Source organism: Actinomadura sp. NPDC047616 (assembly GCF_040642915.1).
Classification (GTDB): domain Bacteria; phylum Actinomycetota; class Actinomycetes; order Streptosporangiales; family Streptosporangiaceae; genus Spirillospora; species Spirillospora miaoliensis.
The window spans coordinates 247,614-263,541 of the sequence record NZ_JBEYTB010000001.1; the positions used below are offsets into that span (position 1 = coordinate 247,614).

Consider the following 15,928-nt stretch of genomic DNA (forward strand, 5'->3'; position numbering starts at 1 on the left):
GACAGTCAGTTACTATGAGTCGATCTATGGTGATCGCTTGGCCGCCCGGGAGCTTCGTCATCTGTAGATGACGCGATAGTCTCAGTACATGCGTGGCGCTTCCCAGCCGAGTCCGACCAGCCTGCCACCGCCCCGGAAAGGCTCCGCGCGTGAACACACTTGCCGAACGACTTGACTACCTCTTCAAGACCGTCCACCCCGCCGGCAGGGGCCCCTACTCTTACGAAGAGGCCGCTCAGGCGATCACGCAACAGACAGGCGTCTCCATCACCCGCACGGCGCTGTGGAAGCTTCGCACCGGGCAGACCGCCGACCCCCAGTTCAGCACCCTGAAGGCCATCGCAGAGTTCTTCGGAGTACCCGTCACGTACTTCTCCGACGACAGCAAAGCCCAGGCCGTTATGGAAGAACTGGAGCTGGTCAAGCTGATCCGCGACACCGGCCTCGGCAGCGGGCACCTCCGCACCCTCGCAGCCATGACCCCCGAGGGACAGCAGCACATCGCCGAGATGATCCTCTCAACCGCTCGGATGGAGCAGCAGCGCCGCGCTACCTGACTCTTCTCCTCTCCTGCACTGACAGAGCCCGTTTGGTATAGAACGGGCTTCACGTACATACTTCTCCCTCGGGATGATCACCAGCGATCGGCGTCCTCCCGGAGAGAAACCTGAATGCAGCACGCTCAACAGCTCCTCAGGATGCGCGTGGCCCAGTTCCTTGACGAGCTCGGCATCCCCACCCCCTGGGACCTCACAGAGTTCTGCCGCCGCTGGGACCGCCAACGAGGCCGAACTACACGGCTCATCCCCACCCCCGCCCTAGACGAGAAGATCTCTGGGCTGACGCTGTCCTCCGGAAACACCGATTACATCTGGTACGTCCAGACCACCGGTCTCCACCGCGACCACATCGTCATGCACGAGATCGGCCACCATGTCCTAGGCCATAGCCCGCGATACCAAGCGGACCCGGCCCTGCTCGCCCGGCTCCTAGGCTCAACCTTGACGCACGTGTCCCCAAAGACAACCAAGCTCATGCTCTGCGCCCGAACAGTGTTCGACTCCATCGACGAGACGGAAGCGGAACTGTTCGCCACCGTGGTGTTGGCCCAGACCAAGGCCGTACCTCCCCCAGCACCGAACGATGCGCTTCATCACCTGCGCGCTACCTGGGGGCAAGGGTGAGCGTCGCCTACTACCTGGCCGCAGCGCTCATCACGGCCGCAGGTATCTACACCGCCCGGCGCTGCAGAGCCACACCCTCTCCGGCATTGCGCGCGTTCACCGCAACACTCTTCCTCATAGCAGCCGCGTTCCTGCTGCTCGCAAACGGCACCCGACCACTGATCGACAAGGCCATCGGGATACCCTGCATCGCCCGATGGGCAGGCCACACCCTCACCCTCGCCGCCGCGGCCGGACTGAACATCATGCTGGCGTGCTTCGCCCGGCGGCCCGACGACGAGCCTCCCCGCAAAGCACCCCACGTCTCCGTCATCGCGGTGTCCTCCGCTGTCATGGCGACTTTGATCCTCGGGACGCCCGACCATGACGACTTCGTCGACGTCTACGCCACCCGAGGTGACGTCACCGCGTACCTGATGATCTATCTGGTCAGCCTCGGGGTGACCATGTCCGTAACGATGGTCAGCGGCATCCGGTACACCACCCGTACCACCGGATGGCTACGCGCCGGCATGAAGCTGGTCGTCACCGGCGCGGCCTTCGGTGTCGCCTACAGCCTTTACAAGACAGCCGTGGTCGCCGCGCATCACAACGGCCACACCCTCGGCACCGAAAGCATCATCGGCCCAACGCTGGGTCTCGCCTGCGCCTTGCTGCTGACGATCGGCACCACCCTGGGGTCCTGGGCGCCATCGCTCTCAGCCGCGGTCCGGCGCGCCGTCCTCTACCAGCGGATCGCACCGCTCCACAAGGCTCTCTCCAACGCATTCCCTGAAGTACAGCTCAACGTAGACGTCAGCGACCGCCGTGAACGCCTCGACCGGCGAGTCGTGGAGATCCACGACGGGCTCCTGCGTCTCCGTCCCTGGAGCGATCCACTCCACCGCGCCGCCACTCACGCAGGAATGATCCACGAGCATGACTGCGCGGCCGTGGAAGCACTCGTCATCTACCAAGCGCTCCAAGCTCGCGCCAACGGGGAGCCCCCCGCCGCTCTCCACACTGACCGCCCCACATGGGCAAGCACCACGGACCTGGAGGCCGAAGCAGCCCGACTCGCACGCATCGCTCGCGCCTTCGTCAATCCCCCCGCTCACATCGCCTTCTCCGAATCGACACTCCACACGAGATGACCACAGCCCCCACCGCTCAGACCACGACGCCCCGCCCGTCCACCACAGCCAGTTACCGTCTCGCACGAGTGGCTACCGAGGTCGGCGCACCCTGGGTCCTTATCATCGCGCTGTTCCTCGCCGTCGGCGCTCACGCCGCCGGCTGGGCCGGAATCGCATGGGGCCTCACGGGCTCGGTATGCGCCTCGCTGGGACCCATGGCACTGATCACCCGAGGAACACGATCAGGCAACTACAGCGACCACCACCTCACCGAGCGATCCCACCGCATCCGCCCCCTGCTCGCCGCCGCAGCCCTGGTCATCCTCGGCCTCACCGTCTTCCGCCTGGCCAACGCACCCACCCAGGTCTTCGCAGTGATGGCCGCGATGCTCGCGGGCCTGGCCGTCGCCGTACCGATCACCCTGAAGTGGAAGATCAGCTTCCACGCCGGAGTCGCCACAGCCACGGTCGGCATCCTTACGTTGACCTACGGCCCCCTCCTTCATCTGGGCTGGGCGCTTGTCGCACTCATCGCCTGGTCCCGCGTCCACTTGAACGACCACACGCCCGCACAGGTCATCGCCGGAGCACCGATCGGTGGCGGAGCAGCGATCCTGGTCTTCTCTCTCCTTGCCTAACCAATCCGAGCGCGTGAGGACCTCGGCGACGAAGACGAGTAGTCCGGCGCCGGGGATGCCTCTTCCCAGGATGGGCGTAGGCGTCGCGCCTCGTTCGTGGTAGATGCCCTGGAACGGGATGCCGACGAGCCAGGCAAGAGTGCCGCTTCCAGTCGCTGCATCAGCAGCAAGCCGATCAAGGCCACCACGGGAAAGACCAATGCCACGACCAGCATGAGCGACCTCCTGCTGTCGGCGCCCCCTTACGGGTCCGCAGGCGCGGCCCGCCCACCACCAGGGCCCATACCGCCAAGAAACCAACCCAAACTGGATCTTTAGGACATGCCAGCCAGGCACAGCGCAGCGTCCGAAACTGTGGTCTATCCATCCACTCGCGGGGGCGAGCAGCCAGACGTCACCGAACCGAGGCGTCGGTTCAGCCGCTGCGTTGCCGGCTACGGCGCTGTTTCCAGTTACCGCTCGGCCGTTCCTTGACCCACTCGATGATGACCTCCGGCTTCCACGCGGGAGACCGGCCGAAGTAGCGAGTTGGTTCAGGCATGTCGCCACGGGACTTGTACCGATGCACGCTCACCGGCTTGACGCCCAAGTAGTCGGCGACCTCATCGACGCCCCACAGCGGGCTCTCGCGCGACTCCTCTGGTTCACGGTGCTGCCGGAACCACTGCTTGGCCCAGTCGCGAATGACCTGCGGATCCCACGTCATCGGGCGAGCGGACGGGTCGCGCGGCTGTGGCAGATCACCTTGCGAGCGCCACCGATAGACGGTCACCACCGAGACGTCACAGTGGTCGGCGATGTCTTCAACAGTCCACCACCGAGCGACCGCATCATCCGGGGGCTGCTGCTGGACGCCCACCACGCTCCTTCTCGATACATCCGGGTCGCGACAACATCACGATAGCAGCGCAGTCATCACCCGACTGCTCGCCGGACGACACGGCGGTGGGCCGCATCACCGGCACGTAAGGAGCTCGCTACTGCGGAGACTCACGGTCGTCCCTCGGAAACAAGCCAGCCGCCCACATCAGAGAAAGGATCACAGGGATGGAGGCGCCGAGCGCCGCGCCTCCGACCTTGATGGCCTCATACGTAGAACCGTCGTCGGCTTTGGTAAGAATCCCAGCGACGAGTCCGATGATCAGTGCGAATTGTACAGCGTTGGCCACGAGAGAGATCCGGACCTTGCGCTCCACGTTTTTTGCCCTTTCTCCCGGTCGAGAAAGGGCAGGGGAACCTCAGCTCGACCAGGACGTTGCCTGATGAGCCGAGTCCGCCGCCTGGAGTGGATCTCAGCGATCGTTTTAAGTTAGCTCGTGGGTGGGAGTATCGGTGTGGTAGACCGGTGGAGGCGCCCCACCGAGGCTGAGGCGGCTCGCTCGCCACGCCACCAAACCGCGCCGGACACTTGAGCACGGGTCGGGGTACCTCTGTGGCGAGCGGTCTCACTCTAGCCCAGCCCCAGACGCCTCAGGACGAACTTCGGAGAGTTGAAAAAGAAGGCCGCACCTCCACCAACCAGCCACTCGCGGAGTCGCATGAGGAGGGGCGAAGCTAGGTCCCTGCCTCCTGAAGCGCACGCATCAGCTCGCTTACGTCGCGGTACTCCAGCTCAACCGTGCTGTAGGGGCATGGCTCGTCGTGGTCGCACGGATAGAGAGCACCCGGGCCCACCACAGTGACGCGATCATCCGCACGCGAGACCTCGAAGGGGCGTCCCTGCCCGTTCAGGCCGGCCTCCCGGTAGGCACGGTGGCTGACCACCTGCTCCAGAGCGGCGAACACAGCCGACACGTCGTCCTGCGGGACGCTCCATCGTTCGGTCTCCACCACCATCCGGCCGCTCGGCCCACCCAGGTAGAAGGACTCGCGCCGGACCTCGACCCCGTAGGGCCCCATCGCTGGCGTAGGCTCAAGCACTCCGCCCATTGACCTCACCGTCCCCGTCCGAGCAACAGACGCGACGCGATTCGCCACGCTCATTGCTCCAGGCTCAGCCCAGCCTCGTAAGGCTATATGCTAACCGCATTGTCGCCTGCGGTTCTCGGGATAATATCCGGATTCACCCATCAGAGCCGTGGTGCCGGTTGGCACATTGTTGGCACAATCGGCGCCTCACCAGCTCTCATCGGGCCACACCAGCCCTCACAGTCAGCGCCATAAAGGCTGCTCTGACCTGCCAAAACATCAGACAGCCCCACGTGCCCTCATAAGACTTATCGGTCTGCTAATGCGGTTTGGGCTTACCGCCCATCCGGGGTTCAAATCCCCGATCCTCCGCCACTGTCCAGCGCCTCCGCCGAGGGTGAGCACCCCCGGCGGAGGCGTTTCGGTGTTTGGTGTGGCCATCGTGCGACCATCACGTCGCAGCGGCACCACGGCGGCCATCGCCTCAGCCGCGGCCGGACCGAGGCGTAGGTGTCCGCCGTGAACGATGACCGAGAGTGGCCGAACGTCGCGCTGATCACCTTCGACCTTGCCGAGGAGTCTCAGCGTCGCCGCGCCGTGGCGCAGGTCGTGGAACCTGGTCGGCGGGAGCGGTCCGCCGTCGATGGCTGCTTGGGCCGTCCGCAGGCTGACGCGATAGCGCCGTACTACTCGATCGAGCGGCCACTCTTCTTCGAGGTGACCGCCGCCGGATCGCGCGTTGAGGCCCGAGTGGATCTCACAGCGCTTCGACGTCCTGATCGAGCGCTACAACGGAACGGTCTTCACGGGTCAAGACTCTTCCGGAGTCCACCCACGCTTCAGGACTGACTGCGAGGTTCTCTTCCTTCTGGTGAGTACGCCATGAGCGAAGGACGGCGAGGGTACGAGGGTGACGGTTCGCTCGCCTGCTTCGGACTTGGTGGTTGCCACGTCCGGGTGACCGCAGGCGGGCCGTATCAGTGTTCGGGGCTCGCCGGTGTCGGTGGGACGGCCGTAGAGAGCGCGCGTAGATCGTCGAAGGCTCGGCAGAGATGCGCGTCCAGACCCGGCGCGGGGTCGTCGGCCCAGGCGTCGACCGCGTGCTGGAAGGCGGCCCAGCCGGTCCGGGCAGCCAGGTCGGCCAGCCCGTCACTGACACCGCGCTGCCGCAGCGCCTCGGCCACGGCGTCGGTGAGCATCGCGTGCTTGGCCAACTCGCGTTCGCGGAGTGCCGGGGTGACCGCGATGACTTTCCACCGTGGTTCGGAGAACGAGCGGTTGTCCTCAAGAGCCCGCGCGGATTCTCTGAAGGCGCGCAGCAGTACCTCGAACGGCTCCAGCCCCTCGGGCGCTTCGGCGACCGCCTGCATCAGCGCCGTGCGCAGGTCGGCTTCGCCGTCGAAGAGCACCTCACGCTTGTCCGGGAAGTGCCGGAAGAAGGTGCGCTCGTTGACCCCGGCCCGGGCGGCGATCTCCGCCGCCGTGGTCTGGTCGAACCCGCGTTCCTGATACAGCTCCACAGCCGCCTGCCGAAGGCGGCGACGCGCTTCTGCTCCGCTGCGTGGCACCCATGAAGGCTATCGCAACGTGTCAGTGACTGGCGGCATGTAACGCCATTGACTGACACTACGGTGTAGAGTCAGCGACTGGCGCTACTTAGCGCCAGTCGCTGGCGTTACCGGGGAGGGTTCCATGCATGTCTTCGTCACCGGCGGTACCGGCCAGACCGGCCCCGCCGTCGTCGCCGAGCTCGTCGCAGCCGGCCATACCGTCACCGGCCTGGCCCGCTCGGACGCCGCCGCCGCTCGGCTGGAGTCGCTGTCCGCCACACCGCACCGAGGCTCCCTGGACGACCTGGACAGCCTGCGCCGCGGTGCCGAATCGGCCGACGGCGTCCTGCACATGGCCTACGGCGGTGATTTCGCCGATCCGGACGCCCTCATCCGCCGCGACTGCGCCGCGATCGAGGCGCTCGGCCAGGCACTGGCCGGGTCCGGCAAGCCGCTCGTCAGCACGTCCGGCACGCTGGTGATGAGGCCCGGGCGGGTCGCCGCCGAACAGGACGCGCCGGATCCCGCTTCGGCCGCCGCCTTCCGCATCCCGGGCGAGCAGAGCTGTCTGGGCTTCGCCGATCAGGGAGTCCGAGCCAGCGTGGTGCGGCTCGCGCCGACCGTGCACGGCCCCGGCGACCACGGGTTCATCCCGGCTCTCATCGCGGCCGCGCGCAGGACGGGCGTCTCGGCCTACATCGGTGACGGCGCCAACCGCTGGCCGGCCGTCCACCGTTTCGACGCCGCGAGCCTCTTCCGGCTGGCGCTGGAGAAGGCCCCCGCCGGCACGGTGCTGCACGGCGTCGGCGAAAGCGCCGTCACGATCAAGAGCATCGCCGAACAGGTCGCGCAGATGCTCGACATCCCCACCGCCTCGCTGACCCCGGCGCAGGCCGCCGAGCATCTCGGGAACCCGTTCCTGGCCAGATTCTTCTCTCTCGACGTGCCCGTCTCCAGCGTGCACACCCAGAAGCTCCTGGGCTGGACACCCATACACGCAACCTTGCTCGAAGACCTCAAGACCGGCGACTACTTCACACCCCAGGCCAGCGCCCGCGCCGAAAAGATCTGGTTCAAGCACCACGACACCTGAGCCTCGCATGGCGCGCGCAATCCAATCGTCTACGTGACATCCTCATCTGCCGTTGAGCGATGCCACCGCAACGACAAGATTGGGATGACCCTTCTTCGCCATCACATCGGCTCGTATAGGTGTGGGTCCAACGGGGCCGACGCGGAACAATCTGCACGGAGAGTGATCGCGTATCTGAGCCCTCCGGGTAAGTTCGAAACCGTCCAGCAGGCTCTCTGGTGCCCGATCCTCCGCCACCTGACAGGTGCTTCGTCCAAGATCAGATTTTGGACGAAGCCCCCTGTCGCGTTCCGGGATATCCGGTTGGTGCGGGACTCGGCAGGGGGTGTGAGTCCGGCCGGTAGGTGGCAGAGGGGCGGACGGGGGGCCGCCCCTCGCTGGTCTTCATGCCGTGTCGAGGACCGCGAAGACGACCTTTCCCACGTCGCCGGCGATTGGGCGGACGCCCCAGCAGCGGCAGAACTGGTCCACGATGAACAGGCCCCGGCCCGCCTCGCTGATCGTGTCGGTCTCCTGCATGTGCGGGAGGTCGCATGTCGCGTCCTGGACCTCCATCCACAGCGCGCCGTCGTCCGTGCGTGCGATCCGAAACGTCACGTCGCCGTCCGACGCGGACGCGTAGAGCAGGGCGTTGGTGACCAGCTCGCTCGCCACCAGGCAGGGCACGAAGTCGTCCGTGTCCCACTGACCGGTGAACAGCTGCACGAACCGCCGCACCTCCGCGACGACCTTGAGGTCCTGCTTCACCACCATCTCGTTTTCGTGGCATGCCACCTCGCCCATGACCTCTCCTCACTGTGTGTTTCCTTCAACACACAGTGCGCTACTTTGGGGTTACGATGTGTCTACCGCTCCAAGGTGGCAGATGACGGTAGACACGAAGCCCCGCCCGACATATACCTCCCGAGAAATAGGAGCCATGCCCCCACGACGCCAACGCCCCCGAGAGTCCCCCGCCCTCGTTGCTTTCGGCCGTCAGATGCGACGGCTACGCGAGGCCAAGGACGTCAAGCAGGAGGCCATCGCTCATCTGACGAAGGTGAGCGGTCCCCAGGTCAGCCGAATCGAGAACGGGAAGAAGCGCGCCACACGAGCGTTCGTCGTAGCCGTGGACGAGTACCTGGAAGCAGACGGCTCTCTCATCAGTTTATGGGAGGACCTCAATAAGGACGGGCACCCAGTACCGATCTGGTTCGACTGGCCCCAGGTCGAGGCAGACGCAGCCATGCTCGTGTGCTACGAGCACTCGGTGATTCCCGGTCTGGCGCAGACCCCGACCTACGCCCTGGCGATCCTCCACGGGAACCAGGAGGCTGCTGACGCACGGCTCCAGCGGCAGGCCATCCTCGCTCCGGAGGGCACAACGGTCGCACCAACCATCGTCCTGCTTATCGACGAACAGGCGCTTCATCGCGCCGTCGGCACCCCCGAAATCATGAAGGAACAACTGGAGCATCTGATTGCTATCAGCAGGTTGCCCAATGTCACGCTTCAAGTAGTCTTGGGAAGCGGCGAACATGACGGCAACATGGGGGCTTTCGTGGTCGCGACGATGGAGGATCGCAGCGAGGTAGCGTACGTCGAGACGGCGATCCGCGGCATCACGACGGACAACCCCGCCGAACTATCCACTCTGGCGCACCCTGGTCGACCTCCGTTCACGGGCACTCACGCAACCGATGTCGCGTGACCTGATCGAAAGGGTCATCAAAGAAAAATGGACCTGAGAGACGTCGCTTGGCGCAAGAGCAGCTACAGCGGCTCCAACGGTGGGAACTGCATCGAGCTGGCGGACGCTGCCGGGGCAGTAGCCGACGCGGTGGCGGTGCGGGACAGCAAGGACCCGGACGGTCCCGTCCTCCTACTGACCCGCGCGGCACTGCGCACCGCCGTGAACTCCGCCCCCACGATCCGCTGACCAACTCACGCCGCCCCCTCACGCAACAGCTGTCGCGTGGACTGATCAGGAAGGTGGCCGAGGAAAAATGGACCTGACGAACGTCACCTGGCGCAAGGCGAGCCGCAGCGGCGAAAACGGCGGCAACTGCGTCGAACTTGCGGGGCTCTCCTGGCGCAAGAGCAGCTACAGCGGCGAAAACGGCGGGGACTGCGTCGAGCTGGCGGGGCTCGCGTGGCGCAAAAGTAGCCGCAGCGGCTCCAACGGCGGGGACTGTGTCGAGTTGGCGGACGCGGGTGGGGCGGTGGCCGACGCGGTGGCGGTGCGGGACAGCAAGGATCCGGACGGTCCCGTTCTCCTGCTGACCCGCGCGGCACTGCGCACCGCCGTGAACTCGGCCCTCACAACCCGCTGACCGGCTCACGGTCGTCCCCCGCTCACGTAACGCTGAGTCGCGGCGGGTCCGTCCACCCCATCCCGGACGGCCCGCCGCGCACCGCCGCGTCCCCGGAAGCATGGCCCCCGGCCCGTTCACGAGGAACGTCCGGGCCTCCCGGTCCGTGCGCACGGCCGCCGGGCCGACGCCCGATCGTCCGTCCGCCGGTCTGCTCGCCTGCCGGGTCAGTGGCGGAGCCTGCGGTTGACCTCCGCGAGGGAGAATTCCTTCGGGTCGAAGTCGTCGCCCGAGTCCAGGCCGAGCCATTCGAGCATGTCCTCGTGGTCCTCGGCGTCCGGGTCAGCCAGTGTGGCCTTCAGCTCCTCGTATCCCCAGACGCCACCGCAGTCTTCGGGCGGGCACGCCCCTTTGCCGGCGGTGCAGCACGGATCGGCGACCTCGGTGCCGGGCGGCAGGACCTCCTCCAGGACGATGTCGTGCTCCCAGCCGTCGCCGAAGTCGTAGGTGTAGCCGATCCTGTCGCCCGCGAGGGTGAGCAGCTGCGACAGCGCCACCTTTCGCTCGTCGCGATGCCCGAGTTCGCGGTCGGGGAGCCCGTACTCGCCCGAGCCGTGGGAGAACACGTGCATGTGGTAGTTCTCCCAGCCCATCGCGGCCTGGATCACCTCATGGAGCCGGTCCAGCCTGATGTCGGCGGGGACCTGGAGACGCCGCCACACCGGCGGCTTGGTCACCCCTCGCAGCTGGACCTTTATTTGGTACGCGGCACCAGAACCCCCTTCGCGGGGCGCCGGTACCGGCAACGGGATCGGAGCCGGGACCGGGCCGGAGCCCGGGTCGCCGCCCAGCAGTCCGGCCAGCCGCGGTGCGTCCGGATGCCCGCACCCCTCCAGCAGCGGCAGGACCTCGGCGAGCTCGGCACCGGCGCCGGCCCGCAGGATGGCGGGCAGCAGGTTCGCGGGCACGTCGGCGGGCAACGAGTCCAGCAGGACGGTCAACGTGTCCACGGCGACCCATGCCTCGTCGGCCTCGGCCGGCTCGGTACCGTCCTGCTCGGCCAGCCAGACCCGGGCGTGGGCGCCGAACCCGTCCCGGGCCGCCCACTCGCGCCACGCCGGCGCCGCCTCAGGGCCGCGCCCGCGCGCCAGGGCGAGGGCGGTCAGGCGCTCCTGGCCCGACGCCGCCGCACCGGCGGCGAGCAACTCGCGGACGGCCGCCGCGGGAGTGCGGGCCGACAGCCACGATCGGCCCATCAGCTCGGTCACCATGTCGGGAAGCCCTGAGAGCGCGGCGACCAGCTCCGCGGCGTCGGCGTCCGCCGCCGGGGCGTTCACGCGGAAGAGCAGATCGGTGAACCAGTGGCCGAGCGGGGTCAGTTCGGCGCCCTCGTCCCGCGCTTGCGCGATGCCGAACTCGCCCAGCGCCCACACCGCGTCCTCCTCGGCCCCCGCCTCGTCCGGGTCGAGGTCGGACAGCCCCGCCACCGCGCCGGGTGCCTCGCCCCGCGCCGTGCAGTCTGGGCACTCGCAGAAGGGCGGGCCGCCCGCCAGTTCGTCGATGGCCGCGCTCAACTCCGCCGACGAGGCCGCGCCGCCGCGCTCATAGAGAGTGGCGAGTACGACCAGGTATTCCAGATCCTCCGGTTCCGCCTCACCCGCAAGCCCCAGCGACTGGGCCGCGCAAGAGGCCCAGACGGCCAGGACGTTCTCCGGTGTTCCCTCCAGCCACTGCCCGAGGCCCGGGCCGGCCGCCACCCGGCCGCCGGTCACCTCGATGAACCCGGCCGCGGCCGCCGCCGACCACACCATCATCAGCTCATGGACGTCCAGAGCACTGCGCAGCCTGCGGGACGGCACCTCGATGCCCAGCAGATCACACGCCTCGACGGCGGCGGCGGGCCGCAGCACCCCGCGCGCGGTGACCTCCCTCCCCGTGCCAACCCATTCGGCCAGCGTCCGCGCGGTGGCGAGCGCCGGACAGGCACGTGCCTGTGCGACCAACCGTTCAGGTGAAAGACCCTCTACATCCGCGACGGCACGATTCGACATGCGCAGCAGCCTAGGAGGCAGCGCCCCCGGGCGACGCCGGTTTCGGCGTGGGGCACGCGGCCGCCTGTGGTGCGGTCGCAGCGCGTCCAGCGTCGCAGCCGCCCAATGCGGCTTGGGCTTACCGCCCATGCGGGGGTTCGCATCCCCGATCCTCCGCTGTGACCAGCGCCCTCGCCGAAGGCGACCGCTTCGGCGAGGGCGTTCTGGTTCTCTGATGTGGTCACGGCTCTGAAGCGGCACCACGGCGGTCACCGCGCCGGACCGAGGTACGTGCCGACGATCGGGGCTGCCCCAGCTGGTCACCTTCATGGCCGCCTTGCCGAGCGCCTGGAGCATCGGCGGTGGATCAGGAAACGCGAGCGCGACGGCTGGCGCTTCGGCCCCTGCACGACGATGAACGCAAGCTCCAACCCGACATTGCCGACTGGCAGCACCTGAGCGAGCACGCCAGGGACAAGGGCCGCGACGCCGTGCAGGCACTGCCGCAGATACTGGCTGATGCCGGCTACCAGATGGTCCCCTCGAAGAACGCTTAGACCACAGGCCCCTGGCCGTCAGCGGGTAAAGCCAGACCCAAGCCCCACGACGCCGCCACCGCACCTCTCCACCACAACGCGACTACCCACGCCCCGCACACGTTCCCTCAACCTTCAGCCTCAACACGCACCGGCCTCTTCACACGTCAACGAAGCCGAGCACCTCACCATCACCCATCCCGCGCCCTCCCCAACACCCGCCAACACCACACACGCCCCGCACACTCCCCTGGATCCCAACGTCAACACCGCCGTTTTCTGCACAGGCCAAGCAAGCCGAACACCTCACCACGCCCGCCCTCCCGCAGGCCCCCCACGCACGCCCCACACACTCGCGGCCCCGAGCCTCAGCACGCGCCGATCTCCACAGGCCAACACGGCCACCCAGCACAACACGCCCTCATCAAGACGCGCCACCCACGACAGCGCGACCACCCAGCACGACGCGACCAGCTACCACGACACGCCTGCCCACCACGACGGGCCTGCCCACCACCACGCGGCTACCCGCGGCAACACGGGCACCCACGGCAGGGCGCCGCTGCCATGGCGCGGGTACCCGCCGCGATACGGCTGCCCACGCGGGGGCGGTTGCGCAGGGTGGGGTGGCTCTGGGGGGGCGGGTTTTTCGCAGGGCTTTTTTCGCGGGGGGAATCATCCTTTTGGGGGACGGGGGGCTCTTCCGGGCGGGGGAGAATTGGGCCGTGTGGTGGAGATCGATGATGTCGGGGAGGGGGCTTTTATCTAGTTGATCGAGGGCGCATGCGTTCGTGCGGATGATCTTCTGAAAACACGGGACGGGCGTCCCGTGCGTGGTCGCACGGGACGCCCGTCAGGGTCGTCACACGTCGGCGGGACTAGAAGCCGAAGCCGCCGAAGCCACCGCCGAAGCCACCGAAGCCCAGGCCGCCGAAGCCGAGGCCGCCGAAGCCCGTGCCACGGCCCTTGATGCCGACGCCGCGCTCGTGGATGTCACCCAGGGGGCCGAAGTAGTGGCGCTTGAACACCACGACACCCACGCTGCGCTTGTGGTGCTTGTACCGCTTGCAGCGCTTGCGGCCGCAGGCCAGCGCGGTGGCGGTGGAGCCGGCCTGGCCCGTCGCGGTGGTGTGGCCGACGGTGGACGCCTGGGCGGCGGGAGTGAGCACGGCGGCACCGCTCAGCGCGAGGCCGGAGATGCCGAGGACAACTCCCGTGCGAATGTTCTTCCGCATGTCTCCCCCTATCTGGGTTTTCGACCGAGACGAGATATTGCGGAATTCGCTCCATCTCGCCGAGAAGAGGGATTCCCGCACCATCTCGGACAAATACCTCCAGATCAGCAAAAAGAAGCAAGATTACGTCAAAGCGATCACTAGCCTTAAATCGGATGTTTAGCGGCAAATCGCTGCGGAGAGTATGCAAGCAGACACACTCTGTAGTGGGCGGCGCCTGTGCCTCGCGATGCTCGCGCCTGGGAGCGGCAACCGGGCGGGCAGCCGGGGGGCGCGGTCAGGCGCGTTGGCGGGCGGTTTCGTAGAGGGCGACGGTGGCGGCCGACGCGGCGTTGAGGGAGCTGGCCGAGCCGGTGATCGGGATGCGGACCGTCACGTCGCAGGACTCGCGCCAGCCGGTGCTCAGGCCGCTGGTCTCGTTGCCGACGACCAGCAGGGTCGGGCCGGTGAGGTCCTGGTCGGCGATCTCCACCGCGCCCTGCTCGTCGGTGCCGACGACGGTGACCGGCAGGCCGTCCGCGCGCAGGTCGTCCACCCAGCGCAGCACCTCGCGGTGGGAACGCGCCCGGACGGTGGGCACCGCGAACAGCGAGCCGGTGGACGCACGGACCGCCTTGGGGTCGTAGGGGTCGGCGGCGTGCCCGGTGATGATCACGCCGGTGCCGCCGAACGCGTCGGCCGAGCGGACGAGCGTGCCGATGTTGCCCGGGCTGGTCGGCCGGTCGAACACGAGCGCGAGGAAGGACGGGCCCGGCGGGATGCGGGTCAGGTCGTCCGGCGGCAGGGCGACCACGGCCAGCAGCTCGGGGACGTCCTCGGTCTTGCCGCCGAGCTCGGCGAGCAGGTCGGGGGCCATGGCGACGCGCTGTGCCTCGGGAACGCGGTCGAGGATGCCGGCCGCCCACGTCGAGAGCTTGCGCGCGTCGTCGTGGATCAGGGCGCGGATCGTCCACCCGTGCTCGACGGCGAGGGTGATGGGGCGGACGCCCTGCACGAGGAACTCGCCCGCCCGTTGCCGCTTGGTGCGGTTCGACAGCAGGGCCTGCCACTGCTGGAATCGTGCGTTGCGCCGTGTGACGCGCAGTTCCCTGTCCAACCCGGTCGGTCCTTCGGCGGAGATCCTCAAGTGGCCAAGTCTTTCATACCGTGTCACGAGGTGCCGTGTGATGTGCGCCAGGGACGAACGGAGGCTGGTCGGCGGGGTTAGCAGAATCACAGGCCGAGACATTGCCGAGAACGGCCGGCGACGCTACGGCAGGACACGCACGAGGTGAATTCTCCCGGGCTCGCGGTGGGGATTTCGCCGATAGTCCGGCGGCCCGGTGGAGCGTCGAGGCCGGGCATTCGGCGACGTGCGACGGCGCGGATCCCCTGCTCGTCCGGGTGACGACACCGAGAACCGTCGTGACGACGTGCCGGACGTTCCCCGATTCCGGGCGCCGTCATGCCGGCCGTTCACCGGAAAGGCGTAATCGAATTCGGTGCATGGTGGGCGCGCGGGCCGAATGGCAGCGGCCCGTCCCGGCTCCGGACTTGCGGCAATGCGGGGCACGTAAGATCAACCCGGCATCGAAAGGCGAGACGGGGGCATGGCCGAATACCGCATCGACGAGCTGGCGCGGGCCGCGGGGAGCACCGTGCGCAACATCCGGGCGTACCAGGACCGCGGGCTGCTGCGGCCGCCGCGGCTGCGGGGCCGGATCGGCATCTACGACGACGCGCATCTGGCCCGGCTGCGGCTGATCGGCCGGCTGCTCCGCCGCGGCTACACGCTGGCGATCATCAAGGAGCTCCTCACGGCCTGGGAGACCGGCCGGGACGTCGGCGACGTGCTGGGGGTCGAGCAGGTGTTCACCGAGCCGTGGTCGGACGGCGTCCCCGGCACGGTCACCCTGGAGGAGCTGGTCCGCACGCTCCTGCCGGGACGCGGCGGCGAGGCGCCGGAGGTGGCGCGCGTCGTGCGGCGGTCCGTCGAGCTCGGCCTGATCGAGCCGGACGGCGACCGGTTCCGGGTGCCGAGCCCGCGGCTGCTGCACGCGGGCGCCGAGCTGGTCGCCGCGGGGATACCGCTGGACGCCGTGCTCGACGCCGCCGGGCGGATCCGCGACGACTGCGACGTCATCGCCGGGCGGTTCGTCGACCTGGTGCAGGAGCAGGTGGTCCGGCGGCACGCGGACGTCTGCGCGGGCGCCACGGGCGACGCGGCGGATCTGGCGCGGCGCGTGCGTCCGCTGGTGAAGATGGTGGTCGACCCGTTCGTCGCCCGCGCCGTGCAGACCCGCGTCCAAGCGCTCCTCGACGAACAGCGGCGGACCGGAGGCGACGCCCCCGAGCACTGATCCCGGCCG

Annotated in this window: 17 protein-coding genes; 10 read left to right on the top strand and 7 right to left on the bottom strand. The window is 68.0% G+C overall.

Annotated elements, in window-relative coordinates; all coding sequences use genetic code 11:
- The first annotated feature begins 149 nt into the window (after positions 1 to 149).
- The 4 genes from ABZ801_RS01300 (at position 150) to ABZ801_RS01315 (ending at position 2,937) form a co-directional block, all read left to right on the top strand.
- Positions 150 to 557: a helix-turn-helix domain-containing protein gene (locus ABZ801_RS01300; RefSeq protein ID WP_360691179.1), complete on the top strand. Its 408-nt coding sequence runs from the start codon at positions 150 to 152 to the stop codon at positions 555 to 557.
- 147 nt (positions 558 to 704) lie between these two features.
- A complete protein-coding gene (locus tag ABZ801_RS01305; RefSeq protein ID WP_360691182.1) occupies positions 705 to 1,184 on the top strand; it encodes a hypothetical protein in 480 nt (159 codons plus the stop codon).
- Positions 1,181 to 2,317, top strand: a complete 1,137-nt coding sequence (locus ABZ801_RS01310) for an MAB_1171c family putative transporter (protein WP_360691185.1) — start codon at positions 1,181 to 1,183, stop codon at positions 2,315 to 2,317. The genes ABZ801_RS01305 and ABZ801_RS01310 overlap by 4 nt, the downstream gene beginning before the upstream one ends.
- A 68-nt stretch (positions 2,318 to 2,385) precedes the next feature.
- On the top strand, positions 2,386 to 2,937 hold the full coding sequence (locus tag ABZ801_RS01315; RefSeq protein ID WP_360691188.1) for a phosphatase PAP2 family protein: 552 nt from the start codon (positions 2,386 to 2,388) through the stop codon (positions 2,935 to 2,937).
- A gap of 415 nt (positions 2,938 to 3,352) precedes the next feature.
- On the opposite strand, the gene ABZ801_RS01320 is transcribed toward ABZ801_RS01315, so the two are convergent.
- The 3 genes from ABZ801_RS01320 to ABZ801_RS01330 form a co-directional block, all read right to left on the bottom strand.
- The gene (locus tag ABZ801_RS01320) at positions 3,353 to 3,796 is read right to left on the bottom strand and encodes a hypothetical protein (protein WP_360691191.1); all 444 of its coding nucleotides are present in this window, start codon (positions 3,794 to 3,796) and stop codon (positions 3,353 to 3,355) included.
- Between the two features lie 695 nt (positions 3,797 to 4,491).
- Positions 4,492 to 4,866 carry a hypothetical protein gene (locus ABZ801_RS01325; RefSeq protein WP_360691194.1) on the bottom strand — a complete coding sequence of 125 codons (375 nt, stop codon included), beginning with the start codon at positions 4,864 to 4,866 and terminating at the stop codon, positions 4,492 to 4,494.
- 956 nt (positions 4,867 to 5,822) lie between these two features.
- Complete coding sequence (locus ABZ801_RS01330; RefSeq protein ID WP_360691197.1) at positions 5,823 to 6,365, bottom strand: TetR family transcriptional regulator; 543 nt, start codon at positions 6,363 to 6,365, stop codon at positions 5,823 to 5,825.
- A 172-nt stretch (positions 6,366 to 6,537) separates the two neighbouring features.
- Between ABZ801_RS01330 and ABZ801_RS01335 the strand changes: the two genes are divergently transcribed.
- Positions 6,538 to 7,488: an SDR family oxidoreductase gene (locus ABZ801_RS01335; RefSeq protein ID WP_360691200.1), complete on the top strand. Its 951-nt coding sequence runs from the start codon at positions 6,538 to 6,540 to the stop codon at positions 7,486 to 7,488.
- A 384-nt stretch (positions 7,489 to 7,872) separates the two neighbouring features.
- On the opposite strand, the gene ABZ801_RS01340 is transcribed toward ABZ801_RS01335, so the two are convergent.
- Complete coding sequence (locus tag ABZ801_RS01340) at positions 7,873 to 8,271, bottom strand: ATP-binding protein (protein WP_360691203.1); 399 nt, start codon at positions 8,269 to 8,271, stop codon at positions 7,873 to 7,875.
- A gap of 136 nt (positions 8,272 to 8,407) precedes the next feature.
- Here ABZ801_RS01340 and ABZ801_RS01345 point away from each other — a divergent pair, with 136 nt between their 5' ends.
- The 3 genes from ABZ801_RS01345 (at position 8,408) to ABZ801_RS01355 (ending at position 9,800) form a co-directional block, all read left to right on the top strand.
- A complete protein-coding gene (locus ABZ801_RS01345; RefSeq protein ID WP_360691206.1) occupies positions 8,408 to 9,178 on the top strand; it encodes a helix-turn-helix transcriptional regulator in 771 nt (256 codons plus the stop codon).
- A 27-nt stretch (positions 9,179 to 9,205) separates the two neighbouring features.
- Positions 9,206 to 9,406, top strand: coding sequence for a DUF397 domain-containing protein (locus tag ABZ801_RS01350; protein WP_360691209.1), 201 nt, complete (start codon positions 9,206 to 9,208; stop codon positions 9,404 to 9,406).
- Between the two features lie 67 nt (positions 9,407 to 9,473).
- Positions 9,474 to 9,800 (top strand): DUF397 domain-containing protein, encoded by a 327-nt coding sequence (locus ABZ801_RS01355; protein ID WP_360691212.1) that lies wholly within the window; start codon positions 9,474 to 9,476, stop codon positions 9,798 to 9,800.
- Between the two features lie 206 nt (positions 9,801 to 10,006).
- On the opposite strand, the gene ABZ801_RS01360 is transcribed toward ABZ801_RS01355, so the two are convergent.
- A complete protein-coding gene (locus ABZ801_RS01360; RefSeq protein ID WP_360691215.1) occupies positions 10,007 to 11,782 on the bottom strand; it encodes a plasmid pRiA4b ORF-3 family protein in 1,776 nt (591 codons plus the stop codon).
- Between the two features lie 389 nt (positions 11,783 to 12,171).
- On the opposite strand from ABZ801_RS01360, the gene ABZ801_RS01365 reads away from it, so the two are divergent.
- Positions 12,172 to 12,366, top strand: a complete 195-nt coding sequence (locus ABZ801_RS01365; RefSeq protein WP_360691217.1) for a hypothetical protein — start codon at positions 12,172 to 12,174, stop codon at positions 12,364 to 12,366.
- A gap of 857 nt (positions 12,367 to 13,223) precedes the next feature.
- On the opposite strand, the gene ABZ801_RS01370 is transcribed toward ABZ801_RS01365, so the two are convergent.
- Both ABZ801_RS01370 and ABZ801_RS01375 read right to left on the bottom strand, forming a co-directional pair.
- Positions 13,224 to 13,580, bottom strand: a complete 357-nt coding sequence (locus ABZ801_RS01370) for a hypothetical protein (RefSeq protein ID WP_344941585.1) — start codon at positions 13,578 to 13,580, stop codon at positions 13,224 to 13,226.
- 277 nt (positions 13,581 to 13,857) lie between these two features.
- Positions 13,858 to 14,676, bottom strand: a complete 819-nt coding sequence (locus ABZ801_RS01375; RefSeq protein ID WP_344941588.1) for a TrmH family RNA methyltransferase — start codon at positions 14,674 to 14,676, stop codon at positions 13,858 to 13,860.
- A 493-nt stretch (positions 14,677 to 15,169) separates the two neighbouring features.
- Between ABZ801_RS01375 and ABZ801_RS01380 the strand changes: the two genes are divergently transcribed.
- The gene (locus ABZ801_RS01380) at positions 15,170 to 15,919 is read left to right on the top strand and encodes a MerR family transcriptional regulator (protein WP_360691221.1); all 750 of its coding nucleotides are present in this window, start codon (positions 15,170 to 15,172) and stop codon (positions 15,917 to 15,919) included.
- The last annotated feature ends 9 nt before the right edge of the window (positions 15,920 to 15,928 follow it).

Excerpts from the sequence above, each read along its gene's own strand:
- ABZ801_RS01325 (WP_360691194.1), bottom strand. The coding sequence starts at position 4,866 with ATGGGCGGAGTGCTTGAGCCTACGCCAGCGATGGGGCCCTACGGGGTC.
- ABZ801_RS01335 (WP_360691200.1), top strand. The coding sequence starts at position 6,538 with ATGCATGTCTTCGTCACCGGCGGTACCGGCCAGACCGGCCCCGCCGTC.
- ABZ801_RS01340 (WP_360691203.1), bottom strand. The coding sequence starts at position 8,271 with ATGGGCGAGGTGGCATGCCACGAAAACGAGATGGTGGTGAAGCAGGAC.
- ABZ801_RS01345 (WP_360691206.1), top strand. The coding sequence starts at position 8,408 with ATGCCCCCACGACGCCAACGCCCCCGAGAGTCCCCCGCCCTCGTTGCT.
- ABZ801_RS01350 (WP_360691209.1), top strand. The coding sequence starts at position 9,206 with ATGGACCTGAGAGACGTCGCTTGGCGCAAGAGCAGCTACAGCGGCTCC.
- ABZ801_RS01355 (WP_360691212.1), top strand. The coding sequence starts at position 9,474 with ATGGACCTGACGAACGTCACCTGGCGCAAGGCGAGCCGCAGCGGCGAA.
- ABZ801_RS01370 (WP_344941585.1), bottom strand. The coding sequence starts at position 13,580 with ATGCGGAAGAACATTCGCACGGGAGTTGTCCTCGGCATCTCCGGCCTC.
- ABZ801_RS01380 (WP_360691221.1), top strand. The coding sequence starts at position 15,170 with ATGGCCGAATACCGCATCGACGAGCTGGCGCGGGCCGCGGGGAGCACC.